The sequence below is a fragment of the Streptomyces sp. NPDC058157 genome (assembly GCF_042884105.1).
In the GTDB taxonomy this organism is placed as follows: Bacteria; Actinomycetota; Actinomycetes; order Streptomycetales; family Streptomycetaceae; genus Streptomyces.
The window spans coordinates 1-22,128 of the sequence record NZ_JBHVUQ010000098.1 but is presented as its reverse complement, the minus strand read 5'-3'; the positions used below and the strand labels follow the sequence as shown (position 1 = coordinate 22,128).

Sequence of the window (22,128 nt, the reverse complement as noted above, 5' to 3'; positions counted from 1 at the left end):
ACAGCCGGTTTCCGGCCTGAAGGGATCACGCCAGGCCCGCGGCGCCGCCCGGGCCGCTCAGGCGGTCCCCCCGTCGTCGTCCTGCTGCCCCTTGGCCCGTTTGGCGACGACCGCGGCCGCCGCGACCGCGCTCGCGGCGAACGCCAGCCCGAGCATCCACCGCTGGTCGAAGGTGTGGCCGGTGGCGTGGTCCAGGGAGTAGCGGCCCGCGCCGGCCAGCCCGATGGCGGCCGCCGTGAACCCGAGGAAGGCCGGGTACTCGTACCCCCCGGCCTGCGCGAAGAATCCGGCCGGGGCGTGCACGGACACCGCGCCCGCCATGGCACCCGCCGCCGCCGCGCCCGCCGCCGGGGTGGCCAGGCCCAGCACGAGCAGGGCGCCGCCGCCCGTCTCGCCGAGTCCGGCGGCCAGGGCGCTCTGCCGGCCGGGGGTGAAGCCCATGTGCTCCATCGCGGCCGCGGTCTTGTCCAGACCGCCTCCCCCGAACCAGCCGAACAGTTTCTGCGTACCGTGCGCCATGAGGACGGCTCCGGTTCCGGCGCGGAGCGCCAGCAGTGCGAGGTCTCGCCGGTTGATGCAGGTCATCGGGTCTCCCTGGGGCGATGGGGGCGGGCAGCGGGAACATCCGTATCCCGTCCGGGCGGCCGCGCCCCCACACCCCGGGATACGTCCGCCGAACGGGCGAGCCCCGGTGGCGGATCGAGCCATGCGGGAGGCCGCGCGGCCGAAAATACGTGGTCATGTCACCGATTCGTGACGGGGGCGTATTGGAACGCACACGCGGACGGTCCCCGGCCCGCGGCTCCCCCCATAGTGATCAAGAAAGCGCCGACCGGCCGTACCCGCCTCGGCCTCGACCACCGATCTCCAAGGGGCTCCTCATGTCCGGCAACCGCCGCCACGCCTTCCTCGTCTCCGCCGCCCTCGTCGGCGGCGCCCTGCTGCTGACGGCGTGCCAGGACTCCGACGCGGCCGGGGCCACGGGCGCCGCGCCGGGCTCCTCCGCCGCTCCGGCCGGCTCCGGCACGGCGGCCGGCACGCCGGGCGGCGGCAAGGGCGGCGACGCGACGGGCAAGGGCAAGTCCCCGGGCGCGACCGGCAGCGGCGCCGACACGGGCGCCGGCGGCCGGGGACCCGTCGGACAGGCCTGCGGCGCCGACGACATCGCCTGGAGCGCCAAGTCCGAGAGCCAGGGCGGCGGGTACATCCTGATCACGGCGAAGGCCAAGCCCGGGATCACCTGCACCCTCCCGGCCGCGCTGCCTACAGTGGCGTTCGGCTCGGACGGCACCCAGGCCGGCCCCGCGGAGCAGGCCGCCGGCAAGCCGATCCAGCTGAGCGGCGGTGTCACCGCCTACGCCGGGGTGAACCCGAAGACCACCAAGGAGAACGGCGGCAAGGAGCTGGAGAGCATCATCGTCGCCGTCGGCAACAGCGACCCCAACCCCGTCTCGCTGCCGGTCGGCACCATCACGGTCGACCGCCCGGTCGTCACCAACTGGCACACCTCGGCGAAGGACGCCGTCCCCGTGAAGTGACGCGGGCCCGCTCACAGGCGGCGCAGGGCCGAGCGCCCCTGGTCCCACGCACCGCGGATGTGGGCGGCGAGCCGCTCCTCCAGCAGGAGGGTCGCCGCGCAGCCGAAGGCGACGTCGGGCTCCAGCTGCGGCTCGTCGGCGAGCAGGCCGCCGATGACCTCGTGGCGTACGACCTGCTCGTGCACCGCGTCGGCCTCCACGTGTTCGGCGTAGAAGTGCTCGGCCGCCGGGCCCGCTCCGCACCGGCGCATGGCCCGGGCGAGGCGGCGGGAGCCCGGCGAGGAGGTGACCTCCACGCACGCGAAGTGCCCGACCAGGGCCCCGCGCAGGGCGCGGTGCAGGCCCAGGAGGGACATCAGGTTGACGGTGGCGAGCAGGGGCGCGGGAGCCCGGTCCAGGTAGTGGCCGTACGTGGTGTCCAGGCCGAGGTCGGCCATGAGGCCGGCGAAGAGGCGGGCGTGGACGCGGTCGGGGTGGCCGGCGCCGAACTCGTCGTACTCGATGGCGACCATGGCCGCCTTGGCCCGGCCGGACAGCCGTGGGATCACCCAGGCGTGCGGATCGGCCTCCTTCAGGTGGTAGAGGGAGCGCAGGGCCGCGTACTCGCGCAGCTGCCAGAGCTCCCCCTCGGTCTCCAGGCGGTGGCTGAGGCTCGCACCGGGGTCCACGGGCTCGACGAGGAGGGGGCCGAAGGCTTCCGCCACCGTGGCCGGGGCGTCGGCCGTCGCGGTCCGCAGGGCGTGGAGGAATCGGTCCTCCAGGGCCCGGCGCAGGCCCAGCAGGGCCGGATCCCATTCGAGGGCGTCGTCCACGCCGGCGAAGCCGCGGTAGTGCAGTTCGTAGAGCAGGTAGAGGGCGAGGTGGAGGTCCTCCCCCCACGGGTCGGTCCCCGGGACAGCCACGGCCCCGGCGTCGGCGGGAGGGCCGCCGCGCAGGGCGGCCACCACGGCGCGGGACAGCGGGCCCCGGCCCTCGACCAGCGCGGGGCCGGACGCGGCCGGCTCCGGCGTGCCGGTCCGGGCGGGGGTACGGGCGGGAGTGCGGGCGGGTGCGGTCATCGGTCGCCCCCGTCCTCGGGTGCGCGGCCGTCGACGGCCGGGCGCGGCCCGCCGCTCTTCCCGGACCCGGGGGCGGCCCGTTCGCGGGGGCGGTGGCTGGTGTCGCACCAGGGGTAGGTGCGGCTGCGCCGGCAGGTGCACACGGCGACCGTGAACCGGTCGGACCGGACGGTGGTCCCGTCGTCCAGGGTGATCTCGACCGGGCCCTCGACCAGGACCGGGCCGCCGCGCTCGACGCGGACCCGCCGGGGGCGGGGGCCCTGCGCGGCCGGGCGGGTGTGCTCGGGTTCAGGCGTACTGGGCACGGACCACCACCAGTTCCTCCAGCTCCTCGCCCTCCCCGGCCAGCCCCTCCTGCCTCAGCCATGCCGCGCGGGAGCGCAGCACCGGCCCCCAGGGGATGCGGGCGCGTTCGGTGACGTGGGCGGACAGGCCCTGCCCGGCCAGCAGGGCGAGGGTCTTCTGCGCCCCGCACATCCCCGAGTGCACCATCAGGAGGACGCCGCCGGGGCTCAGCAGTGCGGGGGCGGCCGTACAGATGCGGTCGATGACGGCGCGGCCTTCCCGGCCGGCTTCCCAGGCACGCCGGGCCCCGCCGGTGGGCAGCCGGGCGTCGGGGCCGGGGACGTAGGGCGGGTTGGCCAGGACCAGGTCGTAGCGGCGCCCGCGGGTCCGGTCGGCGAAATCTCCGTGCAGGACGCGCAGTCTCAGGCGCTGGCGCCAGCCGTTGAGGCGGGCGGCCAGGACGGCCGGCCACGCGACGTCGACGGCGGTGACGTGGGCGCCCCGGGCCGCCGCGTGCAGGGCGAGCGCCCCGGTGCCGGTGCCGATCTCCACGACCCGTGCGCCGGGCCCCAGTGGCTCGCGCGCGAGGGCGTCGGCCAGCAGCCGGGTGTCGGCCTGCGGCCGGTAGACGCCCGGCAGGGCGATCAGGCGCGGCATCGGGTCGAGGTAGGTCAGTGCGGTACTGGGCACGGGGATCTCCTGGTCGGCCACCGGCCACCACCGGGGCGGGAGCCCCGGGGCGCCGGCGGCGAAGTGGGCCGATCACGGGCCGCGCCTACCCTCGATCGCCCGCTTTGCACCTCGCCCCGCCGACGGCTCAGGGCCGTTCCCGGGTCTCGTCGACCACCGGGAGGGCGGCGGCGCGGCGGCGGCGCAGGACGCTGCTGTAGACGGCGAGCCCCAGCAGCCCGCCCGCCATCATGATCAGGCCCACCACGTCCAGGTTGACGCCCTTCATGTGCCAGTCGCTCGCGAAGGTGAGGATGGCCCCCACCACGAACAGGGTGATGCAACCGCCTATGCCGGCCATGGATGCTGCCTCCTCGTCGGGCGTCGTTCCGTGACCGCGCGGTTACCCGGGCCGCCGGGGGTGAAACGGTGTGCGGGGCGGGCCCCTGCCGGGGCACGACGGCCCGGGTCCCCGGCGCATGGCGCGCACCGCAGCGGGCAGGGGCGGCCTGCGGGGTACTTCCGGGGAAGGGTGGAGCATGGCCGGACCGTCGACCGGGGGAGCCGGGGCACGTGAGACGCGCACGGCGGTGGCCGTGGCCGCCCGGTGCGGGCTGGTCACGCGCGGGGTGCTGTACGTGCTGGTGGGCGTACTGGCGCTGCGGGTCGCGTTCGGGAGTCCGGGGAAGGCGGCCGACCGTACGGGGGCGCTCGCCGAACTGGCGGGCCATCCGTTCGGGCGGGTGCTGGTGTGGGCCGTCGGGGCCGGTCTGGTGGCGATGGCGCTCTGGCGGCTCTCGGAGGCCGTCTTCGGCTCCGCCGGGCCCGGCGGGCGGGGGCCGGCGAAGCGGGTGGCGGCGGCCGCCCGGGCCTGCTTCTACGCGGTGACGGCGTTCTCCACGCTGGCGTTCGCCGCGGGGCAGGGCGGTGGGCGTTCGAGCGACGAGCAGTCCCGGGACGTCACCGCCCGGGTGCTGGGGATCCCGGCCGGCCCGTGGCTGGTGGGGCTGGCGGGGCTGGGGGTCGCGGTCGGAGGGGTCGTCATCGTCGTGGGCGCCGCCCGGCTCTCCTTCCGTGACGAGATGGAGACGGGCCGCCTCCCCCGGGCCGCCCGGCGGGCCGTGGACGTGCTCGGGGTGGTGGGCGGCGTGGCGCGCGGGGCCGTGTTCACGGCGGCCGGCGCCTTCCTCGTCCACGCCGCCGTCGCGTACGACCCGGGCAAGGCCAAGGGGGCGGACGACACCCTCCGCGCCTTCGCGCAGACCCCGGCGGGGCCCTGGCTGCTGGTCGCCGTCGCGGCGGGGCTGCTGCTGTTCGGGGTGTTCTCCTGGGCGACGGCCTTCCGCCCCCGGCTGTGAGCCGGCACCGCGCGAAGGCTTCCCCGGCCTTTTCCGCGGGAATGCGATTCCGCTCCGCGCCGCGCCGTCCGTGAATGCTCTTTGAGCGGTATGGGGAAACCGGGCGGTCGTGCGCCGTAATGCCATGCGTGTTCTCGCGGCTCCGAAGCCCGCCGTGCGCGACCATTACGGACGCCGATACGGCTCGAACACGCGACAGCGACAGGAAAGAAGGACGGACGTGTCCGGTAGCGAGAGCGAGAACCCGGTAATCCCCTCCCCCTCCCCCACGGCGACGCCTCCCCGCACGAACCGGGACTGGTGGCCGGACCAGCTGGACCTCCAGGTCCTCCACCAGAATTCCCCCCAGGCCAGTCCGATGGGCGAGGACTTCGACTACGCGGCGGAGTTCGCGACCCTCGACGTCGATGCGCTGAAAAGGGACGTGTTCGAGGTGATGACCACCTCCCAGGAGTGGTGGCCCGCCGACTACGGGCACTACGGTCCGCTGTTCATCCGGATGAGCTGGCACGCCGCGGGCACGTACCGGATCGCCGACGGCCGGGGCGGCGGGGGCGCCGGCGCCCAGCGGTTCGCCCCTTTGAACAGCTGGCCGGACAATGCGAGCCTCGACAAGGCGCGGCGGCTTCTGTGGCCGGTCAAGCGGAAGTACGGATCGAAGATCTCCTGGGCCGACCTTCTCGTGTTCACGGGTAACTGCGCCCTGGAATCGATGGGCCTCAAGACGTTCGGATTCGGCTTCGGCCGGGAGGACATCTGGGAGCCCGAGGAGATTTTCTGGGGGCCGGAGGACACTTGGCTCGGAGACGAGCGCTACAGCGGTGACAGACAGCTCACGGGTCCTTTCGGCGCCGTGCAGATGGGCCTGATCTACGTGAATCCGGAAGGGCCCAACGGAAACCCCGATCCGCTGGCCGCCGCCCGGGACATCCGTGAGACGTTCGCCCGTATGGCGATGGACGACGAGGAAACGGTCGCGCTGATCGTCGGGGGCCACACGTTCGGCAAATGCCACGGTGCCGTCCCCGCGGAATACGTCGGTCCGGAGCCCGAGGCGGCGCCGCTGGAGCAGCAGGGCCTCGGCTGGCACAACACCTTCGGCACCGGCAGCGGCGTGAACACCCTCACCAGCGGCCTCGAGGGCGCGTGGACGACCGAGCCGACGCGGTGGGACAACGGCTACCTGGACAACCTGTTCGGATACGACTGGGAGCTGACGTCCAGCCCGGCCGGGGCGCACCAGTGGAAGCCGAAGGACGCGGCGGCCGAGGGCACCGTGCCCGACGCCCACGACCCGGCGAAGCGGCACGCCCCGATGATGCTCACGACCGATCTCTCGCTGAAGCTGGATCCGGTGTACGGGCCGATCGCGCGCCGCTTCCGGGAGCACCCCGAGCAACTGGCCGACGCGTTCGCCAGGGCCTGGTACAAGCTGCTGCACCGTGACATGGGGCCGGTCACGCGCTACCTCGGCCCCTGGGTCCCCGAGCCGCAGCTGTGGCAGGACCCGGTCCCGGAGGTCGACCACGACCTGGTCACGGACGAGGAGGTGGCCGGGCTCAAGGAGGCGGTCCTCGCGTCGGGCCCGTCGGTCTCCGATCTGGTCGCCGTGGCCTGGGCGTCGGCGGCGAGCTTCCGCGGCACCGACAAGCGCGGCGGGGCCAACGGGGCGCGGATCCGGCTCGCTCCGCAGCGGGGCTGGGAGGTGAACGACACCCCGGAGCTGGCCCGGGTGCTGGAGGCCCTCGAAGGGGTCCGGGAGGAGTTCAACGGCTCGCGCTCCGGCCGGACCAGGATCTCGCTCGCCGACCTGATCGTCCTGGGCGGGTGCGCGGCCGTCGAGAAGGCGGCGCGGGACGCGGGGCACGAGGTGGAGGTGCCGTTCGCGCCCGGGCGCACGGACGCCTCGCAGGAGCAGACGGACGTGGAGTCGTTCGCGGTGCTGGAGCCGAGTGCGGACGGGTTCCGCAACTACCTGCGGCCCGGGGAGAAGCCGGCGGCCGAGACCCTGCTGCTGGACCGGGCCTCGATGCTGACGCTGACGGCTCCGGAGATGACGGTGCTGCTGGGCGGCATGCGCGCCCTGGACGCCAACTTCCGGCGGTCCCGGCACGGCGTCCTCACGGACCGGCCCGGGACGCTGACCCCCGACTTCTTCGTCAACCTGCTGGACATGGGGACGGAGTGGAAGGCGTCCGCCGCGGTGGAGGGCGAGTTCGAGGGACGGGACCGGTCCACGGGGCAGGTCAAGTGGACCGCTACCGCCGTGGACCTCGTCTTCGGCTCCAACTCCCAGCTGCGGGCGCTGGCGGAGGTGTACGCGAGTGAGGACGCGCGGGAGAAGTTCGTGCGGGACTTCGTGGCCGCGTGGGACAAGGTCATGACCCTCGACCGGTTCGACCTGGCCTGAGCCGCCCGGGTCCTAACGCCGCGGGGTCCGCTTCCAGTCCTGGACGAGGAGCCCGAGCAGCACCTCGTCCAGGAACTCGCCCATGACCCAGGCCGAGTTGCGCAGGACGCCCTCGCGGACGAAGCCGTTGCGCTCGGCGGAGCGCAGCATGGCGGCGTTGTCCGCGAGGGTCTCGATCTGCAGCCGCTGGAAGCCGCGGACGGTGAACCCGTAGTGGCACAGGACCGCCACCACGTCGGTGCCGTAGCCCTGGCCGCGGGCGGCGGGGAAGAGGCCGAGTCCGATGTGGGCGTTGCGGTTGTGGCTGTCGATGCCCCACAGCACGGCGGAGCCGATGAGCGTGCCGCCGTCGAGCTCCACCACGGAGAACGAGACGCTCCGCTCCTGGTTCTCGTCGACGACGAGCCTGGGGTCCCGTGTTCCGGGGGTCATCGGCCGCCACGGCCCGGACTCCGACCGCGAGGAGTTGACCACGTCGTCGTAGAGCTCGGTGCGCAGGACCGGGATGTCCTCGTCGAAGCGGGCCCTGAGCCCGACCTTGTCGCCAGTCAGCATGGGAGCTTCCTATCGGGCGGGGCCGGCCGGCGGCAAACGGTTATGCGGCTGCGGGGGAAGGGCGTCGAGGAAGGTCCGGACGGCCGCGGCGAACCGCTCGGGGTCGGTGGCGTGGACGGTGTGTCCGGTGGGGAGTTCGACGAGCCGTGTACGCGGGCGGGCGGCCGCCATGGCCCGGGCGTGGCCGGCCGGCAGGACGCCGCTGCGGCTGCCGCGGATCAGCAGGGCCGGGCAGCCGCTGCCGAGCCAGGCCCGCCAGTGGTCGCCGTTGAGGGCGTGCTGCGAGGCCGTCATGTCCTGGGGGCGGAAGGCGAGGCCCCAGCCGTCCCCGTACTCGCGGACCGCGTCCGTCAGGTGGGGGGCCGAGCCGCCCAGGGCGTCCAGCAGGGCCGAGCGGGTGGGGGCGCGGTGCGGCCAGGTGAGGCAGAAGGACAGGTCCCCGTCGACTTCCGCTCCGATGTCCTCGACGACCAGGGCGCGGACCAGCCCGGGGTGGCGGAAGGCGAGGTGGTAGGCGTTGACGCCGCCCAGGGAATGTCCGAGGACGACCGCCGGTCCGGGGCCGCCGAGGTGGCGCAACAGGGCTGCCGCGTCCTCGACGTAGCCCTCGCGGGAGAAGTCCGGCGGCCGGTCGGAGTGGCCGTGGCCGCGTTGGTCCAGTGCCACGACCCGCCAGTCGGGGGGAAGTTGACGGATCAGGGGGAGGAACGTCCGGGCCTCGCCGAAGTGCCCGTGCAGTGCGAGGAGGAGGGGGCCGGGGCCGCCGGAGTCGAGGTAGGACAGGCGGCGGCCCGAGACCCGCAGGGCGGCGCGGGCGGCCTCGGGCGCGGGGGTCGCGGACATGGCGGCCACCTTGCCATGGGCATGCCCTGACTGCCGACGGCGCCCCGCGCGGGGCGCCTCTGCCGAGGCTTCGGCCAGGGACATCCACGGTGTCGCGCCCTACCGGTGCGCAGCGGCCGTCGTCGCACCGGGCCTCCCCCTGCCGGCCACGCTCGCCCCGGCGGGGGACTTGACGCAGGGTCCCCGCCGGTGGCCCTGCGGCGGGCCTGGCGGCCGCCGGTCCCGTGGGCCGCGGCGGTGCTGGTGGGCGTGATGGTGGTGCCCGGCGTGGTCCAGACGGCCGTCCCCGGCACGGCCGACGCGCCGGCGCGCAGGCCGCCCTGCGGTCCGGTCGGCGCGCTCGCCGCCCGGTGCGCGGTGCGCGGCGGCGCCGTCCCCTGCGGTGGGGCGGGCTCACGGTCCCCGCGGCGGGGCTCGCGCCGTGCGTACCGGCCGACCACCGCGGCGTCGGCCTGCTGGTCGGCTGCGCGCCGGGGCTCGTACCGCCGGCCCGCGTGACGGTCGCCGCCGCCGTGGGCCGACGTTGACCTTCATGTTGGTCGAAGCCCCATGATGACGAGGTGCCCCCTTCCGAACTGATGCCCATCGGCGCCTTCGCCCGGCGTTGCGGCCTGACCTCCAGCGCGCTGCGCTTCTACGCCGACTCCGGACTGCTGCCGCCCGCCGTGGTCGACCCCGTGTCGGGCTACCGCTACTACGACGCCGAGCAGCTCGCACGGGCGACCGCGCTGCGGCGGCTCCGTGAGATCGCCATGCCCCTCGCCGGGGTCGAGGCGGTCCTGGCCGCACCGGCCGAGGAGGCGTCCCGGCTGGTCGACGCGCACGTGGCGAAGATCGTCGGGGATGCGTCGGCGGCCCTGCGGAAGGCCACGGCCGTCGTGTCCTCGCTGGGCGGCGGGCCGGGGCTTGCGATCGGGGCGCTGAAGGGGCCCGTGCTGGCCGACGCGGTCGAGCAGGTGCTGACCGCCACCGCCCACGAACCGGGGCTGCCGGTGCTCGGCGGCCTGCGCCTCGAAGCGGACCCCGGCTCGCTCACCCTGACCGCGACCGACCGGTACCGGCTCTCCACCCGCACCCTGGTGCCGAGCACGCCGCCGGGGCGGACGTGGGCCGGCACGCTGAGCGGGGACGATCTGCGGGCGGCGGCCCCCGACATCCGCCGCGGCGCGCTGGTCCGCCTCGAAGCGGCCCCGCACGGGGTCTGGTTCCGGACGGGCGGGCGCGAGGACCGCTACGCCCGGCTGCTGTCCGAGGAGTTCCCCGACCACCGGGCGGCGCTCGCCTCACCGGGAGCGGTCACGACCCGCGCGACGTTCGCCAGGGAACCGTTCCTGCGCGCCCTGGAGGAACAGCCCGGCGAACGCGTCGCGCTGCACGTCGCCGACCGGACGGTGGAGGTCCGTCCGGCGGACGACGGGCGCCCCGGCACCGCACTCCCCGCCACGACGACAGGCACACCCCTCCTGATCCACTTCGAACTGACCACGCTCCACCCCGCGGTGAGCACGGCGATCGGCCCCGACCTGATGCTCGACCTGCGGGGCCCCGACCAGCCGGTCACGATCCGCTCCGCCGACCGCGGCGACCTCACGACACTCGCCATGCCCGTCCGCCACTCCCACCCCAAGAGGCCCCGAACCAGATGACCGCCACACCCACCACACCCACCGAAGCCCCCTCCCCCGACGCGACCATGGAAGCCATCGCCCGGGCCGTCACCGAGGGCCGGACCGGAGACCCGGCCTCCGCCCGCCGCGCACTGCTGGACCTCTGGGCGCGGATCGGTGTCACGGGCGACCCGCTGCACCGCTGCTCCCTCGCCCACCACCTGGCGGACCTCCACGCGGACCCCGCCGAGGCCCTCGCCTGGGACGTCCGCGCGCTGGACGCCGCCGACGCCGTCACCGGGGAGCGCGCCCGGCAGCACCACTCCGGCCTGCGCATCGCCGGCTTCTACCCCTCCCTGCACCTCAACCTCGCCGACGACCACCGCCGCCTCGGCTCCTTCGAAGCCGCGGCCCGCCACATCGAGGCCGCCCGGACCCACGCCCCCAGCCTCTCCGCCGACCCCTACGGCGACCTGGTCCGCCGCGCGGTCGAAGAGGTCGCCGAGGCCATCACCCGCCGGGACCGCACCCCGCGCACCTCGGCCCCCGGACCGGCCGCCTGACCCCGTGCGCTCACCCGGACGGGTCCTGGGCGAGCGGGACGCCACCCCCTTCGGCGGTGCCGGCCCGCGTGGGGGAGCCGCCCGGTAGCAGGAGGGCCGCGCAGAGGAGGGCCGCGGTCAGGAAGGCGGTTGCCGTGGCGAAGGCCGCCGGGGTGGCCGTGGCCGTGACGATGCCCTCCGCGTCGGCCGTGTCGTCGTTCGCGGCCAGGACCAGCGCGCCCGCCAGCGCCAGCCCGAAGGCCCCGCCCAGCTGACGGAGCGTCTGGCGCAGGACCGACGCGTCGGCCCGGTCCCGCCGCGGCACCGCGCGCATCAGTTCGGCGCTCAGGGCCGGCACCGGCATGCCCATGCCGATACCGGCCAGGACCATCCCCGGGACCTGCCAGAGGTAGCCGCGCTGCGGGAGGGCGAGCGTCCAGAGGACGGCGCCCAGCGTGGCCGCCGTCAGGCCGAGCAGCACGGGGACGCGGATCGACCGGTAGCGGTCCAGGAGGTGGCCGGACAGGAAGGTGCCCGTGGTCAGGGCGCCGACCAGCGGCAGCAGGGCGAGGCCGGTGGTGAGCGGGGGCAGGTGCATGGCCTGCCGCAGGAACAGCGTGCCGTGCACCATGACGATCAGCTGCGGGCCCTGCACCAGGAAGGTGAGCCCGGTCGCCACGGCGTACGGGCGGATGCGCAGCAGCCGCAGGTTGACCAGCGGCTCCCGGGAGCGCAGGACGAGCCGTACCGCCAGGGCCAGGGCCAGGGTCCCGGCCGTCAGCGCGGCCGGGGTCCTGGGGTCGGCGAGGCCCCAGACCCCGCACTGGTAGAGCGCGAGGACGACGGCGGCCACCGAGGCGCTGACCACGACGGGTTGCAGCACACCGAGCCCGCCCCTGCCCCGCTCGTCGGCCACCCGGGCGCGGGCGGCCAGCCACAGCGCCGCGACCGCCACGGGCACGTTGACGGGGAAGACGGAACGCCAGCCCAGGTACTGGGTCAGCACGGCGCCCACCACGGGGCCGAGGGAGAAGAAGACCTGCGCCAGTCCGGCGTAGACGGCCAGGGCCCGGCCGCGCTCGTGTTCCTCGTACACGTTCGTGATCACGGTGGTGGCCACGGGGATCATCAGCCCGGCCCCCATGCCCTGGAAGACCCTCATCAGGAGCAGGAACGGCCCGGCAAAGTCCCCGTCCGGGGCGAGGCCGCACGCGCCCGAGGCGACGGCGAAGAGGACGATGCCGCACCGGAAGGTGGCGAGCAGGCCGAACCGGCGGGCCGCCATCCCGCCGACCGGTGCGAACGCGGACAGTGCGAGGACGTAGACGAGCACCACCCGGTGCATCACCCACGTGGTCAGGCCCAGGCTCCGGGACATCGGGTCGAGGGCGACCGCGACGACGGTCTGGTCCAGCATGATCATGCCGCCGGCGCAGCCCATGGCCGTCAGCACGAAGCGCTTGCGGGGCGGCCGGGAGCCCCCGGGCGAGGGGGACGGGGGGCGCTGCGCGGCTCGCGGCATGGGCACCCCGGGATCTCGGACGACGTGGGCCGTACCGCCGCGCGACCGCGTCCGGCCGGGCGGATCGTGGCGACCCATGCTGCCACGGGCGCCCGCGCCCGCCCGTCATTGAGCCCGGCGCACGCGGCGGGGGTCTCGGGCGGGGAGGGTGAGGAGCACCTCGTCGATCTCCGTTCCGCGCGCGTGCGCGAAGCCCCGCCCGTGGCCGGTCACCACGAACCCGCACGTGTCCAGGACGCGCAGCGAGGCGGCGTTGTCCGCGGCCGCCCGGGCGTGCAGCGGGCGGTCCGGCACGGCGTCGAGCAGGGCGCGCAGCGCGGCGGTCGCCACGCCGCGGCCCCAGTGGGCGCGGCCGATCCAGTACGTGACCTCGCGCTCCTCGGGCGGCCCGAAGACCCCGACGTGCCCGACGACCGCCCCGTCCCCGGACACGACGGTGAGCGCGAGGACGCCGGGGTCGTGCCGGATCCGTGCCCAGTGCGCGTCGAACCGGGCCCGGTCGGCGGGGTCCTCGGGGGTGAAGGCCGCCATCCGGACGGCTTCGGGGTCGTTCGTCTGTGCGTAGAAGACCTCCAGGTCCTCGTCGCGTACCGCGCGGAGCGTGACGTCGTCCATCCGGACCTCCGGTGTGCGTTCGTGTCAGGCGGGGTCGCGGACCTCGACCAGCCGGGCGACCGCGTCGACCACGGCCGCGCGGTGGGCGGTGCGGTGGCGGGCGGCGTCCGGGTCGTCGCCGGCCGCGGTGTACCAGGCCTGGGCCAGGCCGAGGACCAGGGTGAGCAGGTCGGCCGGATCGTGCGCGGGGTCGACGCGGCCCCCGCGCTGGGCCGCGGCCAGTGAGGCGGTCTTGCGAGTGTAGGACTCCGCTTCGAGGGCGGTGGCCTGCGGGCGTTCGAGCCGCTTCCACAGCAGCAGCCGCACCAGCCGCGGGTCGGCCGCGAGGTGGTCGAAGACGGCGCCCGCATAGCGGGGGAGGTCCTCGGCGTCGAAGGGGACGGATTCCGCGCCCTGCTCCACGGCCTGGAGGAGCACCTGGTCGAACAGCTGCTCCTTGTTGCCGTAGTACACGTAGATCATCCGCTTGTTCGCCCCGGCCGTGTCGGCGATGCGGTCGACCCGGGCGCCGGCGATACCGTACGCGGCGAACTCGTCGAAGGCCGCTGCCAGGATGCGGGCCCTCGTTGCGCTGGAATCACGTGCCATGCAGCCCAGGCTAGCAAGTAACCAACCGGTTATTGACATGACGGACCGGGCTGGTGCACCGTGTAGGTAACCAGTTAGTTAACTCTTCCTCCCAGGAGAACACCATGGAACTGCGCGCACTCGGCTCCCAGGGTCTGCAGGTCGGCGCCGAAGGCCTCGGCTGCATGGGCATGAGCGCCTTCTACGGCGCCACCGACGAGGCCGAATCGCTGGCCACCATCGACCGGGCCCTCGACCTGGGCGTCACCCTCCTCGACACCGCCGAGACGTACGGCCCCTTCGCCAACGAGCGGCTGGTCGGCAAGGCCGTCGCCGGCCGCCGCGACCAGGTGGTCATCGCCACCAAGACCGGTATCGAGATCGACGACGACGGCACCGTCCGCGGCCACAACGGCGGCCGCGCCTACATCCACCGCGCCGCCGAGCGTTCGCTGCGCCACCTGGGCACCGACTACATCGACCTGTACTACCTGCACCGCATCGACCCCGGCGTCCCGGTCGAGGAGAGCATCGGCGCCATGGCGGAACTGGTCACCGCGGGCAAGGTCCGCTACCTCGGCATCAGCGAGGCCGCCGCGGCCACCATCCGGCGCGCGCACGCCGTCCACCCCCTGACGGCCGTGCAGACCGAGTACTCGCTGTTCGAGCGGGGCCTGGAGGAGAACGGCGTGCAGGCCGCCCTCGACGAGCTCGGCATCGGCCTGGTCGCCTACTCCCCGCTCGGGCGCGGTTTCCTGTCCGGCGCCGTCACCAGCCCCGACGACTTCGCCGAGGACGACTTCCGCCGCACCGACCCCCGCTTCCAGGGCGAGAACTTCGCCCGCAACCTGGCCGTCGTCGACGCCGTCCGCCGCCTCGCGGAGGCGAAGTCGGTCACCCCGCCCCAGCTGGCCCTCGCATGGGTGCTGCGCCGGGGCGCGGTGCCGATCCCGGGCACCAAGCGGCGCGGCTACCTGGAGGAGAACGTCGCCGCCACCGGGGTGACGATCACCGACGAGGACATCGCCGCGATCGAGGCCGTGGCCCCGCGCGGCGTCGCCTCCGGCGACCGCTACGCCCCGGAGTACATGCACAACCTGAACGGCTGACGGGCCGTCCGGCCGCCCCGCCACCCGGCCCGCCCCGGCCCGACCCGCCCCGTCCCCCGCGAACGGGCGCTCCCGCGAACGGCCTTGTCAGTGGCGGGTGGCAGCATGGCGGCATGACTCGCGACGCTCTCGACACGCTGTTCTCCTCCCCCGCCGCCCTGCTCGTCGCAGGCCCCGGGGCCGTCCGGGACCTGCCCGCGACGGGCGGCGGAGCGGGCCGCGAGGCCTGGGCCCAGGCCGTCGCGGTCCTCGACGGAGCCGAGGTGTCCCGGGCGGAGTTCGCCTCGTGGCTGCACTTCGGCGCGAAGGTGCTGGGGCACGAGGCCTACGCCGACCTGGTCGCCGCGGCCGCGCCGGACATGCCCTGGCGGACCGTCTGGGCCTGGTGGCGGCCCGTCGGCGCCTACCGGGCCAAGCCGAACCTCAGCGGGGACGCCGACGTCCAGGTCCACCAGGCGCCGGACGGCCGTCTCCTGCTGCGGGTGTGGTCGCAGTGGACCCAGGAGCACTGGCGCGATCCGGCCACCGGGGAGCGGGTGCCCGCCCCCGCCGAGGGAGAGTTCACCGAGCGGCCGTACGACGCCCCCGTCGAGGGGCCCGTCCTCTTCGACCCCGACGGCGAGGACCACGGCCTCCACACGCTCGACGCCTGGGAGGAGCCTGTCCCCCTGGGCGGGGGCCGCGTCCTGCTCTCCGAGCCGCGCGGGGTCGTCGTCATGGAGCACGGCGGCGCGGCGGCCGACGGCCCTGCGGAGGCCGCGGTGGTCTCCTGGGGCGAGGCGGCCCCGTGGTTCGCCGGCCCGGCGCCCGCCGAGGCGCCGCTGGACGCGGCCCGCCTGGAGGAGGCGTTCGACGCGGACGGCATGGTGGTGCTGACGCCCGATCAGCTGCCCGCCGCGCTCACGCACGCGCCCACGCGGGAGCTGGCCGTGACCGCGGGACTGCCGACCTGGTTCGCCGCCGGGGTGGCCACCTTCACCCTGGCCTGGGCCGGGGGGAAGGGACGGGGGCTGGAGCCCGACGCGAACGGCCTGCTGCACCTGGGCACCCTGGAACTGGCCTACGGCGACACCGGCCGGGTGCTGGTCCACCCTGAGACGGGCGCGGTGTCCCTGGTCCGGGGCGGCGGGGAACCCTTCCCCCTCGCCCGGGACACCGAGACGTTCGTACGCGTCCTGGAGGCCCAGTACCGCTTCATGGGCGCCTGCTGGAACGGGCACCCCGGCGAGGACGGCGAAGGGGACTTCCTCCGCGAGGTCGCCGCCCTCGAACCGCTCACGGCGGACGAGGACGCCCCCGCGGCGGACGTGTGGGGGCACCTGTTCGCCGCCGTCACGGAGCTGAGCCCCTGGGGCTTCTGAGGGTCAGTGGGTGAGGGCGTAGGCGGTCCGGTCGTCCTTGTAGGGCGCGAAGCCGGCGTTGTCCTTGCAGCCGAGCCGCTCCCAGGTCTTGTCGTTGGTGACCGGGTCCGTGCCGGTCAGCCGGTACTTGCACGCACCCTTGATGTAGTTGCCCCGCACCCCGCCCGGGAAGTCGATCTCCTTGTTCCACAGGTACGGGGACTGGTAGCCGTTCACCCGGGCCGTGGCGTTCACGTCGATGCCGCCGGGCGCGTAGATCTCGTACACCCAGCCGGTCTTCTCCGTGCCGTACGTCGCGAACCGCTTGGCCACCGACGGGTCACAGCTGGTGCTGAGGTGCGCGCTGAGCTGGCCGCCGCCCTTGACGATGTACTCGGCGAGGGGGATGAGCTGGTCGCCGCGCGGGGTGAAGCCCGTGCGGAAGATCTCGTCGACGGTCTCCCTGGTGTCGCCGCGCCACAGGGTGTTGACGTCGTCGCGCCACTGCCAGCGCTCACCGGCCGCCTTGGACGCGACCGTCTGGGCGATCCCGGTGTCCGTCGTGGTCCGCCACCAGTCCCAGGCCCGGTACTCGACGACCGGGCCGCAGGGGGCACTGGAGTCGTCCGCGGCCACCGGAGCGGCCACGGCGGGCGGCGCCACAGCGGCGGCGGAGAGGACGAAGGCGGCGGCGAGCACCCGCAGGGCGGCGTTGAGCATGGCGTGACGACCCATCAGAGGAGGCAACGGGGGGATTCCCCCGTTTATAGAGGGGCCGTCAGGGACCGGGGCCGGACCGCGGGGGACGTCCACCCGTGCGGGTGGATCAGTCGTACCGGGAAAAGGATTCACCAGGCACGGGCGCCGCGCCGACCGCGATCCCGGAACACGGAGGCCCTCTGGCGCCGCGGCGGGCGGGTCGGGCACCATCGCGGTGCCCGACCCGCACGGACCCGGCACCACCTCTCACGGTCATCCCAGCAGGAGGCTCACGAAGTGAAGACCCGATCCGTCCTCACCGCTCTCGCCCTCGTCCTCGGAGCACTCTTCGCACCCGGCTTCGGGGTGCTGACCGGCGCCTCCCAGGCCCAGGCCGCGACCAAGATCACCCATGCGACGGCGACGTCGATGTTCCGCCAGGCCGGGATCACCTGGTCCTCCTCGGGCAACTGCTCGGACCGCTCCAACCCGAGCTGCACCTCGTTCGAGCAGCTGAACCTCGCCACCGCCCAGGGCGCCCAGACCCTCAGGGCCGCCAGCGGCTGCGCGCTCAACATCACCGGCGGCACCGAGACAGGCCACGCGAGCGGCACGTACTCCCACTGGAACGGCTACAAGCTCGACTACGCCAAGGCCACCTGCCTCACCGGCTACGTCAAGGGCACCTTCTCCTACATCGGCCTGCGCGGCGACGGCGCCCCCCAGTGGCAGTCGGGCTCGGGCAACGTCTACGCGGACGAGGGCAACCACTGGGACGTCCTCTACTACAACTGCGGCGGCTGCTGAGGCTCCCTGCTTGACCTTGACACGGTGGCAAGGTCTTCGCTGTCCGTCGAGGAGGTGGTCCCGGTGATCACGCAGGAGAGGGAAGCGGGGCTGGTACGGGCCCTGCAGGGACTCGGGCACGGCAGCGCGTCGGTGCGGCTGCGGGCGGCACTGGAGGTGGGGACGGCCGCGGACCCCCGCTGCGCCGGCGCGCTCGTCGCACGGTGCGCGGTCGAGCCCGAGTTCTTCGTGCGGGACATGCTGACCTGGGCGCTGGTCCGCCAGCCGGCCGCGGTGGCCGTCCCGAGGCTCGTGGCGGAGCTGGGCTCGGAGTGCGCGCAGGCACGCAGCCAGGCCCTGCACACCCTGTCCAAGATCGGGGACCCGCGGGCCTGGCCGGCGCTCACCCGGGCGCTGCTGACCGACGCCGACGACGCGGTGGCGCGCAGCGCCTGGCGGGCGGCGGTCGTGCTCGTGCCGGAGGGCCGGGCGGGGGAGCTGGCCGCCGTGCTGGCGACGCAGTTGGGGCGGGGCGGGCGCGAGACGCGGCGGAGCCTCAGCCGGGCGTTCGTCGCGCTGGGCGAGGAGGGGATGCCGGCCCTGCGCACCGCGGCGGCGGAGCCCGTCCCGGCGGTGGCGGAACACGCGATCGCCACGCAGCGGCTGGTGCGCGACCCCGACGCGGGGTTCGAGTGGGCCGTCGAGGAGGCGAGGCGGATCATGGTCGGAGGGTAGGACGGGACGGGCCTGGGGAGAGGGAGTGGACGGGCGGTGCTGATCGGTGAGGTGGCACGGCGGTCGGGGGTCAGCGCCCGGATGCTGCGGCACTACGAGTCACTCGGCCTGCTGCGGCCGTCCGGCCGTTCCGGGGCGGGGTACCGGGAGTACTCCGGCGAGGACGTCCGGCGGATCTTCCACATCGAGAGCCTGCGGTCGCTCGGGCTCGGGCTGCGGGACGTCGCGCGGGCGCTGGACGATCCCGGGTTCACCCCCTCCGGGCTGCTCGACGACCTGGCCGGGCAGCTGCGCGAGCGGATCGCGGCCGAGACCCGGCTGCTGACGCGGCTGGAGCGGATCGGGGCCGCGGAGCCCGCCGGCTGGGACGAGGTGCTGCGGGCCGTCGCACTCCTGCAGGCGCTGCGGTCGCCCAGCCCCGGGGAGCGCCAGCGGGCCGCCCTGGGCACGGCCGAGGGGGGCCCGGCGCCGGTGGAGGCCCTGGCCGAGGCCGCGTTGGGCGAGTCGGATCCCCATGTCGCCGGCGCCCTGCGGTGGGCGCTGGCCCGAGCGGGCGGCGCCGCGGTCGGGCCGCTCGGGGAAGGGCTGCGGTCGGCGGAGGCGGAGGTGCGGGGGCGCGCCGTACGGGCCCTGGCGGAGCTGTCCGTGCCCGCGGCGACCGCACTGCTGGAGGAGGCGCTGGAGGACGGGGACGCCGGGGTGCGGCGGGCCGCGGCCCTGGCGCTGGGGGCGCGGGGGGTCGCGCGGGCGGTCCCGGCGCTGGCCGACATGGTCGTCGAGGGGGCGAACGACGTGGACGCCGCCGACGCGTTGGGGGCGCTGGCCGGTGATCCGGCGCTGGCGGACGGGATCGCCGCCGGGCTCCTCGACCGCCTCGGCCACGGCCCGGCGCGGGCGCCCGCCCGGCTGCGGCTGGTACAGGCGCTGGCCGGCATCCCCGGGGAGGCCGCGGGGCGGGGCCTGTCGGACCTGTCCCGGGACGAGGACCCCACCGTCGCCCGCACGGCGGCGTACCTCCTGCGCCGGCGCGCCGCGTGAGGAAGGCTGCCCACGCCCGGGCCAGGACTCCAGCGCCGCGGCCGATGCGCGGGCGGTTCGGGCATCGGCGCTTTGGCGGGCCGCCCCGGTACGGGAGAGGTACCAGGTGCGAGGCGCGGCACCTGGGGCACCTCCCGACGGTGGCCGGGGAGCCGAGCGGGACGGGGGCCGTCCCCAGCGGTGGCCGGGGAGCCGCCCGGGACAGGGGCCATCCCAGCAGCGGCCGGGAAGCCGCGCGGGGCGGGGGCCATCCCAGCGGTGGCCGACAAGCCGCGCGGGGCGGGGGCCATCCCAGCAGCGGCCGGGAAGGGACAGGGGCCATCCCAACAGCGGCCGGGGAGCCGCCCGGGACAGGGGCCATCCCAGCAACGGCCAGGGAGCCGCCCGGGACAGGGGCCATCCCAGCAACGGCCAGGGAGCCGCCCGGGACAGGGGCCATCCCAGCAACGGCCAGGGAGCCGCGCGCGACAGGGGTCGTACCAGCGGTGGCTGGGCGAGCCGGATCCGGGTCGGGCGGCCTAGCCTGAAGGGGTGGCGGTCGAGCGCCGGGGGCGTCCGCCGTCCGCCCGTGCGGTGGAAGGAGCACGTCATGGCCGTGACCCCGCGCAGGAGCGCGTCCGTCCGGAGCGCGGTCGTCGCCGTGGCCGCCGCGGCGGCGTTGTGCGTCGTGGCGGACGGGTCCGCGGCGGCGGTGGCGGGGCGCCCCGCGGAGGTGACGGCGCCCGCCCGGGACTCCTACGCCCGGCCGGCCCTCGACACCCTCGACGAGGTGGTGCGCGGGGACTTCGACGCCGTCCGGGCCCGGTTCGGCACGGAACTGCGGCAGCAGGTGTCCCCGGAGGCGCTGCGGCAGTCCTGGGACGCGTACCGGGCCGAGTTCGGCGACTACGTCTCCCACGGGGAGCCCCGCCAGACCGGGGTGGCGGCGGGGACCGTGGTGAGCGTGCCGCTACGGATGGCGAAGCAGCCCGGGGAGTTCCGCGTCACCTTCGGCGCGGACGGCCGCCTGACCGGGCTCTGGTTCCTGCGCGCGGGGGTGCCGCTCCCGTAACCGGTGACTTCACCGGCCCAGTTCGGCGATGAGGCGCCGGTAGGCGGCGAAGGCGGGCTTCGGGGTGTAGTCGTCGTAGAGCAGGCCGAAGTGGGGGAAGATCCCCTCGGCGCCGCTGTCGGCGTCCCGCAGGGCGAACAGCGAGTATCCGTCGATGTTCAGCTCGTCGGCGAGGGCCGCCGTGGTCCGGATGACGGTCTCCAGGACGGCGGCCTGCCGCTCGACGGTGCGTCCGGGTCCGGTGGGCCAGCCGTTCTCGCAGACGCGGACCGCAACGGTGTCGGGTATGCCCGCCTTCGGCAGGCTCGTGCGGCGGTACGAGGTCAGGACTGCGGTGACCGCCTCCGCGAGCCCGTCGGGGGCGACGGGGCGGAACACGTCCGGGAAGAAGTCGAGTCCGACGTAGTCCAGGCTCTCCCGGAAGCGCGGGCCGGCGAGGGCGCCCAGGTCGGCCCAGAAGGTGTCGGCGGGATCGAAGCTCGGGACGGCGTTGAAGCCGACGGCCACCCGGCGGCCGAGGGAACGGGCCTCGTCCTTGGCCGCGACCACGCCTTGGACGAGCGCCTCGAGGACGTTGGGGACGCTGCCGTCGACGGGCGGCAGGTCGAGGTTGGGCTCCTCGCAGATCTGCACGGAGGCCAGGCCGGGCCCGCCGTCCCGGACGGCCTCGCGGACGAAGCCGGTCCAGCCGTCCAGGGAGCCGGTGGGCTCGCGGAACTGCAGTACGAGGTCCAGGGTGCGGCCGCGCCGGACGTGGGCGTACGGGTCGGCCGGCGTGGGCGGGTTCGGGGTCACGGTCGTGGCGAACGAGCGGTACGCGCGCACCGAGAGGGTGCCGGCGTCACCCTGCAGGGTGTCGAGGGCCCGGTCGACGCGGTCCGGATCGTCGGGGGAGACCGGGTGGACGATGCCGCGCTCGTCCCCGAGGAGCCCGCCGGGGTAGATGCCGAAGGTCATGGGCATGGTTCGCCTCCAGATCACGGGAATGGAGTCACCACAAATTTGGTGTCACTCCAAATTTGTGGTGACACTAGCATGGGCTCCATGGGCCTCAGAGAGATCAAGAAGCAGCAGACCCGTACGGCGATCGCCGATGCGGCCCTGCCCCTGTTCCTGGAGCACGGTTTCGACCGGGTGACGGTCGCGGAGGTGGCACGGCGGGCGGGCGTGTCCACGAACACCGTGTTCAACTACTTCCCGGCCAAGGAGGACCTGTTCTTCGACCGTCGGCAGGAGGCCGAGGAACACCTGGCCGCGCTGGTGCGCGACCGCGCGCCCGGCGGCTGTCCGGTGGAAGCCGTCCGCGAGGACCTGCTCTCGGCCCTGCGGCAGGACCATCCGATGCTCGGGCTCCAGCCCGGAGCCCCCGCGTTCTGGCAGGTGGTCCTGGACAGCCCGGCCCTGCTCGCCCGCGAGCGCGAGATCGGCGAACGCGCCGAAGACGCCCTGGCGGCGGCCCTGACCCGGCACCCCGCGGACACCCCAGCCCCTCCCCCGCCGGCGCTCCTCGCGGGGGCCGTCGCGGGTACGCACCGCGCGGTGCTGCGCGAGCTCCGGCGCCGCATCATGGCCGGGGAACCGCCCGCGAGCGCCCGCGACGCCGTCCTGCCGGAGGCGGTCCGGGCCTTCGACCTGCTCTGCCACGGCCTGCACCCCGCCCCCGCCCCGGCGCCCTAGGCCCTGTCGTCAAAGTCCCGCCGTCGCCCGGAGGGCGGCCTCGCGGCGTCTGGTGCGTGCTCTCGGCGCGCCGGGCGCAAGACCTTGTACTGGACGTACTCGGTTTTGCGCCCGGTGCGGCGAG

The 22,128-nt window shown here is 75.0% G+C and carries 24 protein-coding genes; 12 read left to right on the top strand and 12 right to left on the bottom strand.

All coding sequences use genetic code 11. The features are described 5' to 3' along the window. Positions 1-57 precede the first annotated feature (57 nt). Positions 58-585, bottom strand: coding sequence for a DoxX family protein (locus tag ACFVXK_RS23285; RefSeq protein WP_389614582.1), 528 nt, complete (start codon positions 583-585; stop codon positions 58-60). Positions 586-881: 296 nt separating this feature from the next. Between ACFVXK_RS23285 and ACFVXK_RS23280 the strand changes: the two genes are divergently transcribed. Further along, positions 882-1,538 carry a DUF4232 domain-containing protein gene (locus ACFVXK_RS23280; protein ID WP_389614580.1) on the top strand — a complete coding sequence of 219 codons (657 nt, stop codon included), beginning with the start codon at positions 882-884 and terminating at the stop codon, positions 1,536-1,538. Positions 1,539-1,549: 11 nt separating this feature from the next. Here the strand turns inward: ACFVXK_RS23280 and ACFVXK_RS23275 are convergent, their stop codons facing one another. From ACFVXK_RS23275 to ACFVXK_RS23260, 4 genes are all read right to left on the bottom strand, one after another. Then, positions 1,550-2,596, bottom strand: coding sequence for an iron-containing redox enzyme family protein (locus tag ACFVXK_RS23275; RefSeq protein ID WP_389614578.1), 1,047 nt, complete (start codon positions 2,594-2,596; stop codon positions 1,550-1,552). Further along, positions 2,593-2,901 carry a CDGSH iron-sulfur domain-containing protein gene (locus tag ACFVXK_RS23270; protein WP_389614576.1) on the bottom strand — a complete coding sequence of 103 codons (309 nt, stop codon included), beginning with the start codon at positions 2,899-2,901 and terminating at the stop codon, positions 2,593-2,595. The genes ACFVXK_RS23275 and ACFVXK_RS23270 overlap by 4 nt, the downstream gene beginning before the upstream one ends. Continuing rightward, positions 2,885-3,538 (bottom strand): HemK2/MTQ2 family protein methyltransferase, encoded by a 654-nt coding sequence (locus tag ACFVXK_RS23265; RefSeq protein ID WP_389614600.1) that lies wholly within the window; start codon positions 3,536-3,538, stop codon positions 2,885-2,887. The genes ACFVXK_RS23270 and ACFVXK_RS23265 overlap by 17 nt, the downstream gene beginning before the upstream one ends. 160 nt (positions 3,539-3,698) lie before the next feature. Continuing rightward, a complete protein-coding gene (locus tag ACFVXK_RS23260; RefSeq protein WP_389614574.1) occupies positions 3,699-3,911 on the bottom strand; it encodes a hypothetical protein in 213 nt (70 codons plus the stop codon). A gap of 178 nt (positions 3,912-4,089) precedes the next feature. On the opposite strand from ACFVXK_RS23260, the gene ACFVXK_RS23255 reads away from it, so the two are divergent. Both ACFVXK_RS23255 and katG read left to right on the top strand, forming a co-directional pair. Beyond that, a complete protein-coding gene (locus ACFVXK_RS23255; protein ID WP_389614572.1) occupies positions 4,090-4,908 on the top strand; it encodes a DUF1206 domain-containing protein in 819 nt (272 codons plus the stop codon). Between the two features lie 250 nt (positions 4,909-5,158). Beyond that, the gene (katG, locus tag ACFVXK_RS23250) at positions 5,159-7,318 is read left to right on the top strand and encodes a catalase/peroxidase HPI (protein ID WP_389614598.1); all 2,160 of its coding nucleotides are present in this window, start codon (positions 5,159-5,161) and stop codon (positions 7,316-7,318) included. Between the two features lie 12 nt (positions 7,319-7,330). On the opposite strand, the gene ACFVXK_RS23245 is transcribed toward katG, so the two are convergent. Then, positions 7,331-7,873, bottom strand: coding sequence for a GNAT family N-acetyltransferase (locus ACFVXK_RS23245; protein WP_389614570.1), 543 nt, complete (start codon positions 7,871-7,873; stop codon positions 7,331-7,333). 9 nt (positions 7,874-7,882) lie between these two features. Further along, complete coding sequence (locus ACFVXK_RS23240) at positions 7,883-8,716, bottom strand: alpha/beta fold hydrolase (RefSeq protein ID WP_389614568.1); 834 nt, start codon at positions 8,714-8,716, stop codon at positions 7,883-7,885. A gap of 560 nt (positions 8,717-9,276) precedes the next feature. Here ACFVXK_RS23240 and ACFVXK_RS23235 point away from each other — a divergent pair. Both ACFVXK_RS23235 and ACFVXK_RS23230 read left to right on the top strand, forming a co-directional pair. Next, positions 9,277-10,362 (top strand): MerR family transcriptional regulator, encoded by a 1,086-nt coding sequence (locus tag ACFVXK_RS23235; RefSeq protein WP_389614566.1) that lies wholly within the window; start codon positions 9,277-9,279, stop codon positions 10,360-10,362. Further along, positions 10,359-10,886: a hypothetical protein gene (locus ACFVXK_RS23230; RefSeq protein ID WP_389614564.1), complete on the top strand. Its 528-nt coding sequence runs from the start codon at positions 10,359-10,361 to the stop codon at positions 10,884-10,886. The genes ACFVXK_RS23235 and ACFVXK_RS23230 overlap by 4 nt, the downstream gene beginning before the upstream one ends. Before the next feature lie 10 nt (positions 10,887-10,896). On the opposite strand, the gene ACFVXK_RS23225 is transcribed toward ACFVXK_RS23230, so the two are convergent. The 3 genes from ACFVXK_RS23225 to ACFVXK_RS23215 form a co-directional block, all read right to left on the bottom strand. Beyond that, the gene (locus ACFVXK_RS23225; RefSeq protein WP_389614596.1) at positions 10,897-12,387 is read right to left on the bottom strand and encodes an MFS transporter; all 1,491 of its coding nucleotides are present in this window, start codon (positions 12,385-12,387) and stop codon (positions 10,897-10,899) included. Positions 12,388-12,492: 105 nt separating this feature from the next. After that, a complete protein-coding gene (locus ACFVXK_RS23220) occupies positions 12,493-13,002 on the bottom strand; it encodes a GNAT family N-acetyltransferase (protein ID WP_389614562.1) in 510 nt (169 codons plus the stop codon). 24 nt (positions 13,003-13,026) lie between these two features. After that, positions 13,027-13,590: a TetR family transcriptional regulator gene (locus tag ACFVXK_RS23215; protein WP_389614560.1), complete on the bottom strand. Its 564-nt coding sequence runs from the start codon at positions 13,588-13,590 to the stop codon at positions 13,027-13,029. Between the two features lie 104 nt (positions 13,591-13,694). Between ACFVXK_RS23215 and ACFVXK_RS23210 the strand changes: the two genes are divergently transcribed. After that, positions 13,695-14,678, top strand: coding sequence for an aldo/keto reductase (locus ACFVXK_RS23210; RefSeq protein WP_389614558.1), 984 nt, complete (start codon positions 13,695-13,697; stop codon positions 14,676-14,678). 113 nt (positions 14,679-14,791) lie between these two features. After that, on the top strand, positions 14,792-16,039 hold the full coding sequence (locus ACFVXK_RS23205; protein WP_389614556.1) for an SUKH-4 family immunity protein: 1,248 nt from the start codon (positions 14,792-14,794) through the stop codon (positions 16,037-16,039). Between the two features lie 3 nt (positions 16,040-16,042). Here the strand turns inward: ACFVXK_RS23205 and ACFVXK_RS23200 are convergent, their stop codons facing one another. Beyond that, positions 16,043-16,753: a hypothetical protein gene (locus ACFVXK_RS23200; RefSeq protein WP_389614554.1), complete on the bottom strand. Its 711-nt coding sequence runs from the start codon at positions 16,751-16,753 to the stop codon at positions 16,043-16,045. A gap of 261 nt (positions 16,754-17,014) precedes the next feature. On the opposite strand from ACFVXK_RS23200, the gene ACFVXK_RS23195 reads away from it, so the two are divergent. The 4 genes from ACFVXK_RS23195 to ACFVXK_RS23180 all read left to right on the top strand — a co-directional run bounded on the left by ACFVXK_RS23195 (position 17,015) and on the right by ACFVXK_RS23180 (position 20,327). Continuing rightward, entirely contained in the window at positions 17,015-17,524 is a 510-nt protein-coding gene (locus ACFVXK_RS23195; protein WP_389614552.1) for a hypothetical protein, read from the top strand. A 24-nt stretch (positions 17,525-17,548) separates the two neighbouring features. Further along, on the top strand, positions 17,549-18,238 hold the full coding sequence (locus ACFVXK_RS23190) for a HEAT repeat domain-containing protein (RefSeq protein ID WP_389614550.1): 690 nt from the start codon (positions 17,549-17,551) through the stop codon (positions 18,236-18,238). A gap of 36 nt (positions 18,239-18,274) precedes the next feature. Further along, on the top strand, positions 18,275-19,276 hold the full coding sequence (locus ACFVXK_RS23185) for a HEAT repeat domain-containing protein (protein WP_389614548.1): 1,002 nt from the start codon (positions 18,275-18,277) through the stop codon (positions 19,274-19,276). Between the two features lie 589 nt (positions 19,277-19,865). Further along, entirely contained in the window at positions 19,866-20,327 is a 462-nt protein-coding gene (locus tag ACFVXK_RS23180) for a DUF3887 domain-containing protein (protein WP_389614546.1), read from the top strand. Between the two features lie 9 nt (positions 20,328-20,336). Here the strand turns inward: ACFVXK_RS23180 and ACFVXK_RS23175 are convergent, their stop codons facing one another. Continuing rightward, a complete protein-coding gene (locus tag ACFVXK_RS23175; RefSeq protein WP_389614544.1) occupies positions 20,337-21,290 on the bottom strand; it encodes a hypothetical protein in 954 nt (317 codons plus the stop codon). An 81-nt stretch (positions 21,291-21,371) separates the two neighbouring features. Between ACFVXK_RS23175 and ACFVXK_RS23170 the strand changes: the two genes are divergently transcribed. Continuing rightward, entirely contained in the window at positions 21,372-22,004 is a 633-nt protein-coding gene (locus tag ACFVXK_RS23170; protein WP_389614542.1) for a TetR/AcrR family transcriptional regulator, read from the top strand. Positions 22,005-22,128: the final 124 nt, after the last annotated feature.

Coding starts and splice junctions, on each gene's coding strand:
- ACFVXK_RS23285 (WP_389614582.1), bottom strand. CDS start 585: ATGACCTGCATCAACCGGCGAGACCTCGCACTGCTGGCGCTCCGCGCC.
- ACFVXK_RS23280 (WP_389614580.1), top strand. CDS start 882: ATGTCCGGCAACCGCCGCCACGCCTTCCTCGTCTCCGCCGCCCTCGTC.
- ACFVXK_RS23275 (WP_389614578.1), bottom strand. CDS start 2,596: ATGACCGCACCCGCCCGCACTCCCGCCCGTACCCCCGCCCGGACCGGC.
- ACFVXK_RS23265 (WP_389614600.1), bottom strand. CDS start 3,538: ATGCCGCGCCTGATCGCCCTGCCGGGCGTCTACCGGCCGCAGGCCGAC.
- ACFVXK_RS23260 (WP_389614574.1), bottom strand. CDS start 3,911: ATGGCCGGCATAGGCGGTTGCATCACCCTGTTCGTGGTGGGGGCCATC.
- ACFVXK_RS23255 (WP_389614572.1), top strand. CDS start 4,090: ATGGCCGGACCGTCGACCGGGGGAGCCGGGGCACGTGAGACGCGCACG.
- ACFVXK_RS23245 (WP_389614570.1), bottom strand. CDS start 7,873: ATGCTGACTGGCGACAAGGTCGGGCTCAGGGCCCGCTTCGACGAGGAC.
- ACFVXK_RS23240 (WP_389614568.1), bottom strand. CDS start 8,716: ATGTCCGCGACCCCCGCGCCCGAGGCCGCCCGCGCCGCCCTGCGGGTC.
- ACFVXK_RS23230 (WP_389614564.1), top strand. CDS start 10,359: ATGACCGCCACACCCACCACACCCACCGAAGCCCCCTCCCCCGACGCG.
- ACFVXK_RS23225 (WP_389614596.1), bottom strand. CDS start 12,387: ATGCCGCGAGCCGCGCAGCGCCCCCCGTCCCCCTCGCCCGGGGGCTCC.
- ACFVXK_RS23220 (WP_389614562.1), bottom strand. CDS start 13,002: ATGGACGACGTCACGCTCCGCGCGGTACGCGACGAGGACCTGGAGGTC.
- ACFVXK_RS23215 (WP_389614560.1), bottom strand. CDS start 13,590: ATGGCACGTGATTCCAGCGCAACGAGGGCCCGCATCCTGGCAGCGGCC.
- ACFVXK_RS23210 (WP_389614558.1), top strand. CDS start 13,695: ATGGAACTGCGCGCACTCGGCTCCCAGGGTCTGCAGGTCGGCGCCGAA.
- ACFVXK_RS23205 (WP_389614556.1), top strand. CDS start 14,792: ATGACTCGCGACGCTCTCGACACGCTGTTCTCCTCCCCCGCCGCCCTG.
- ACFVXK_RS23200 (WP_389614554.1), bottom strand. CDS start 16,753: ATGGGTCGTCACGCCATGCTCAACGCCGCCCTGCGGGTGCTCGCCGCC.
- ACFVXK_RS23180 (WP_389614546.1), top strand. CDS start 19,866: ATGGCCGTGACCCCGCGCAGGAGCGCGTCCGTCCGGAGCGCGGTCGTC.
- ACFVXK_RS23175 (WP_389614544.1), bottom strand. CDS start 21,290: ATGCCCATGACCTTCGGCATCTACCCCGGCGGGCTCCTCGGGGACGAG.
- ACFVXK_RS23170 (WP_389614542.1), top strand. CDS start 21,372: ATGGGCCTCAGAGAGATCAAGAAGCAGCAGACCCGTACGGCGATCGCC.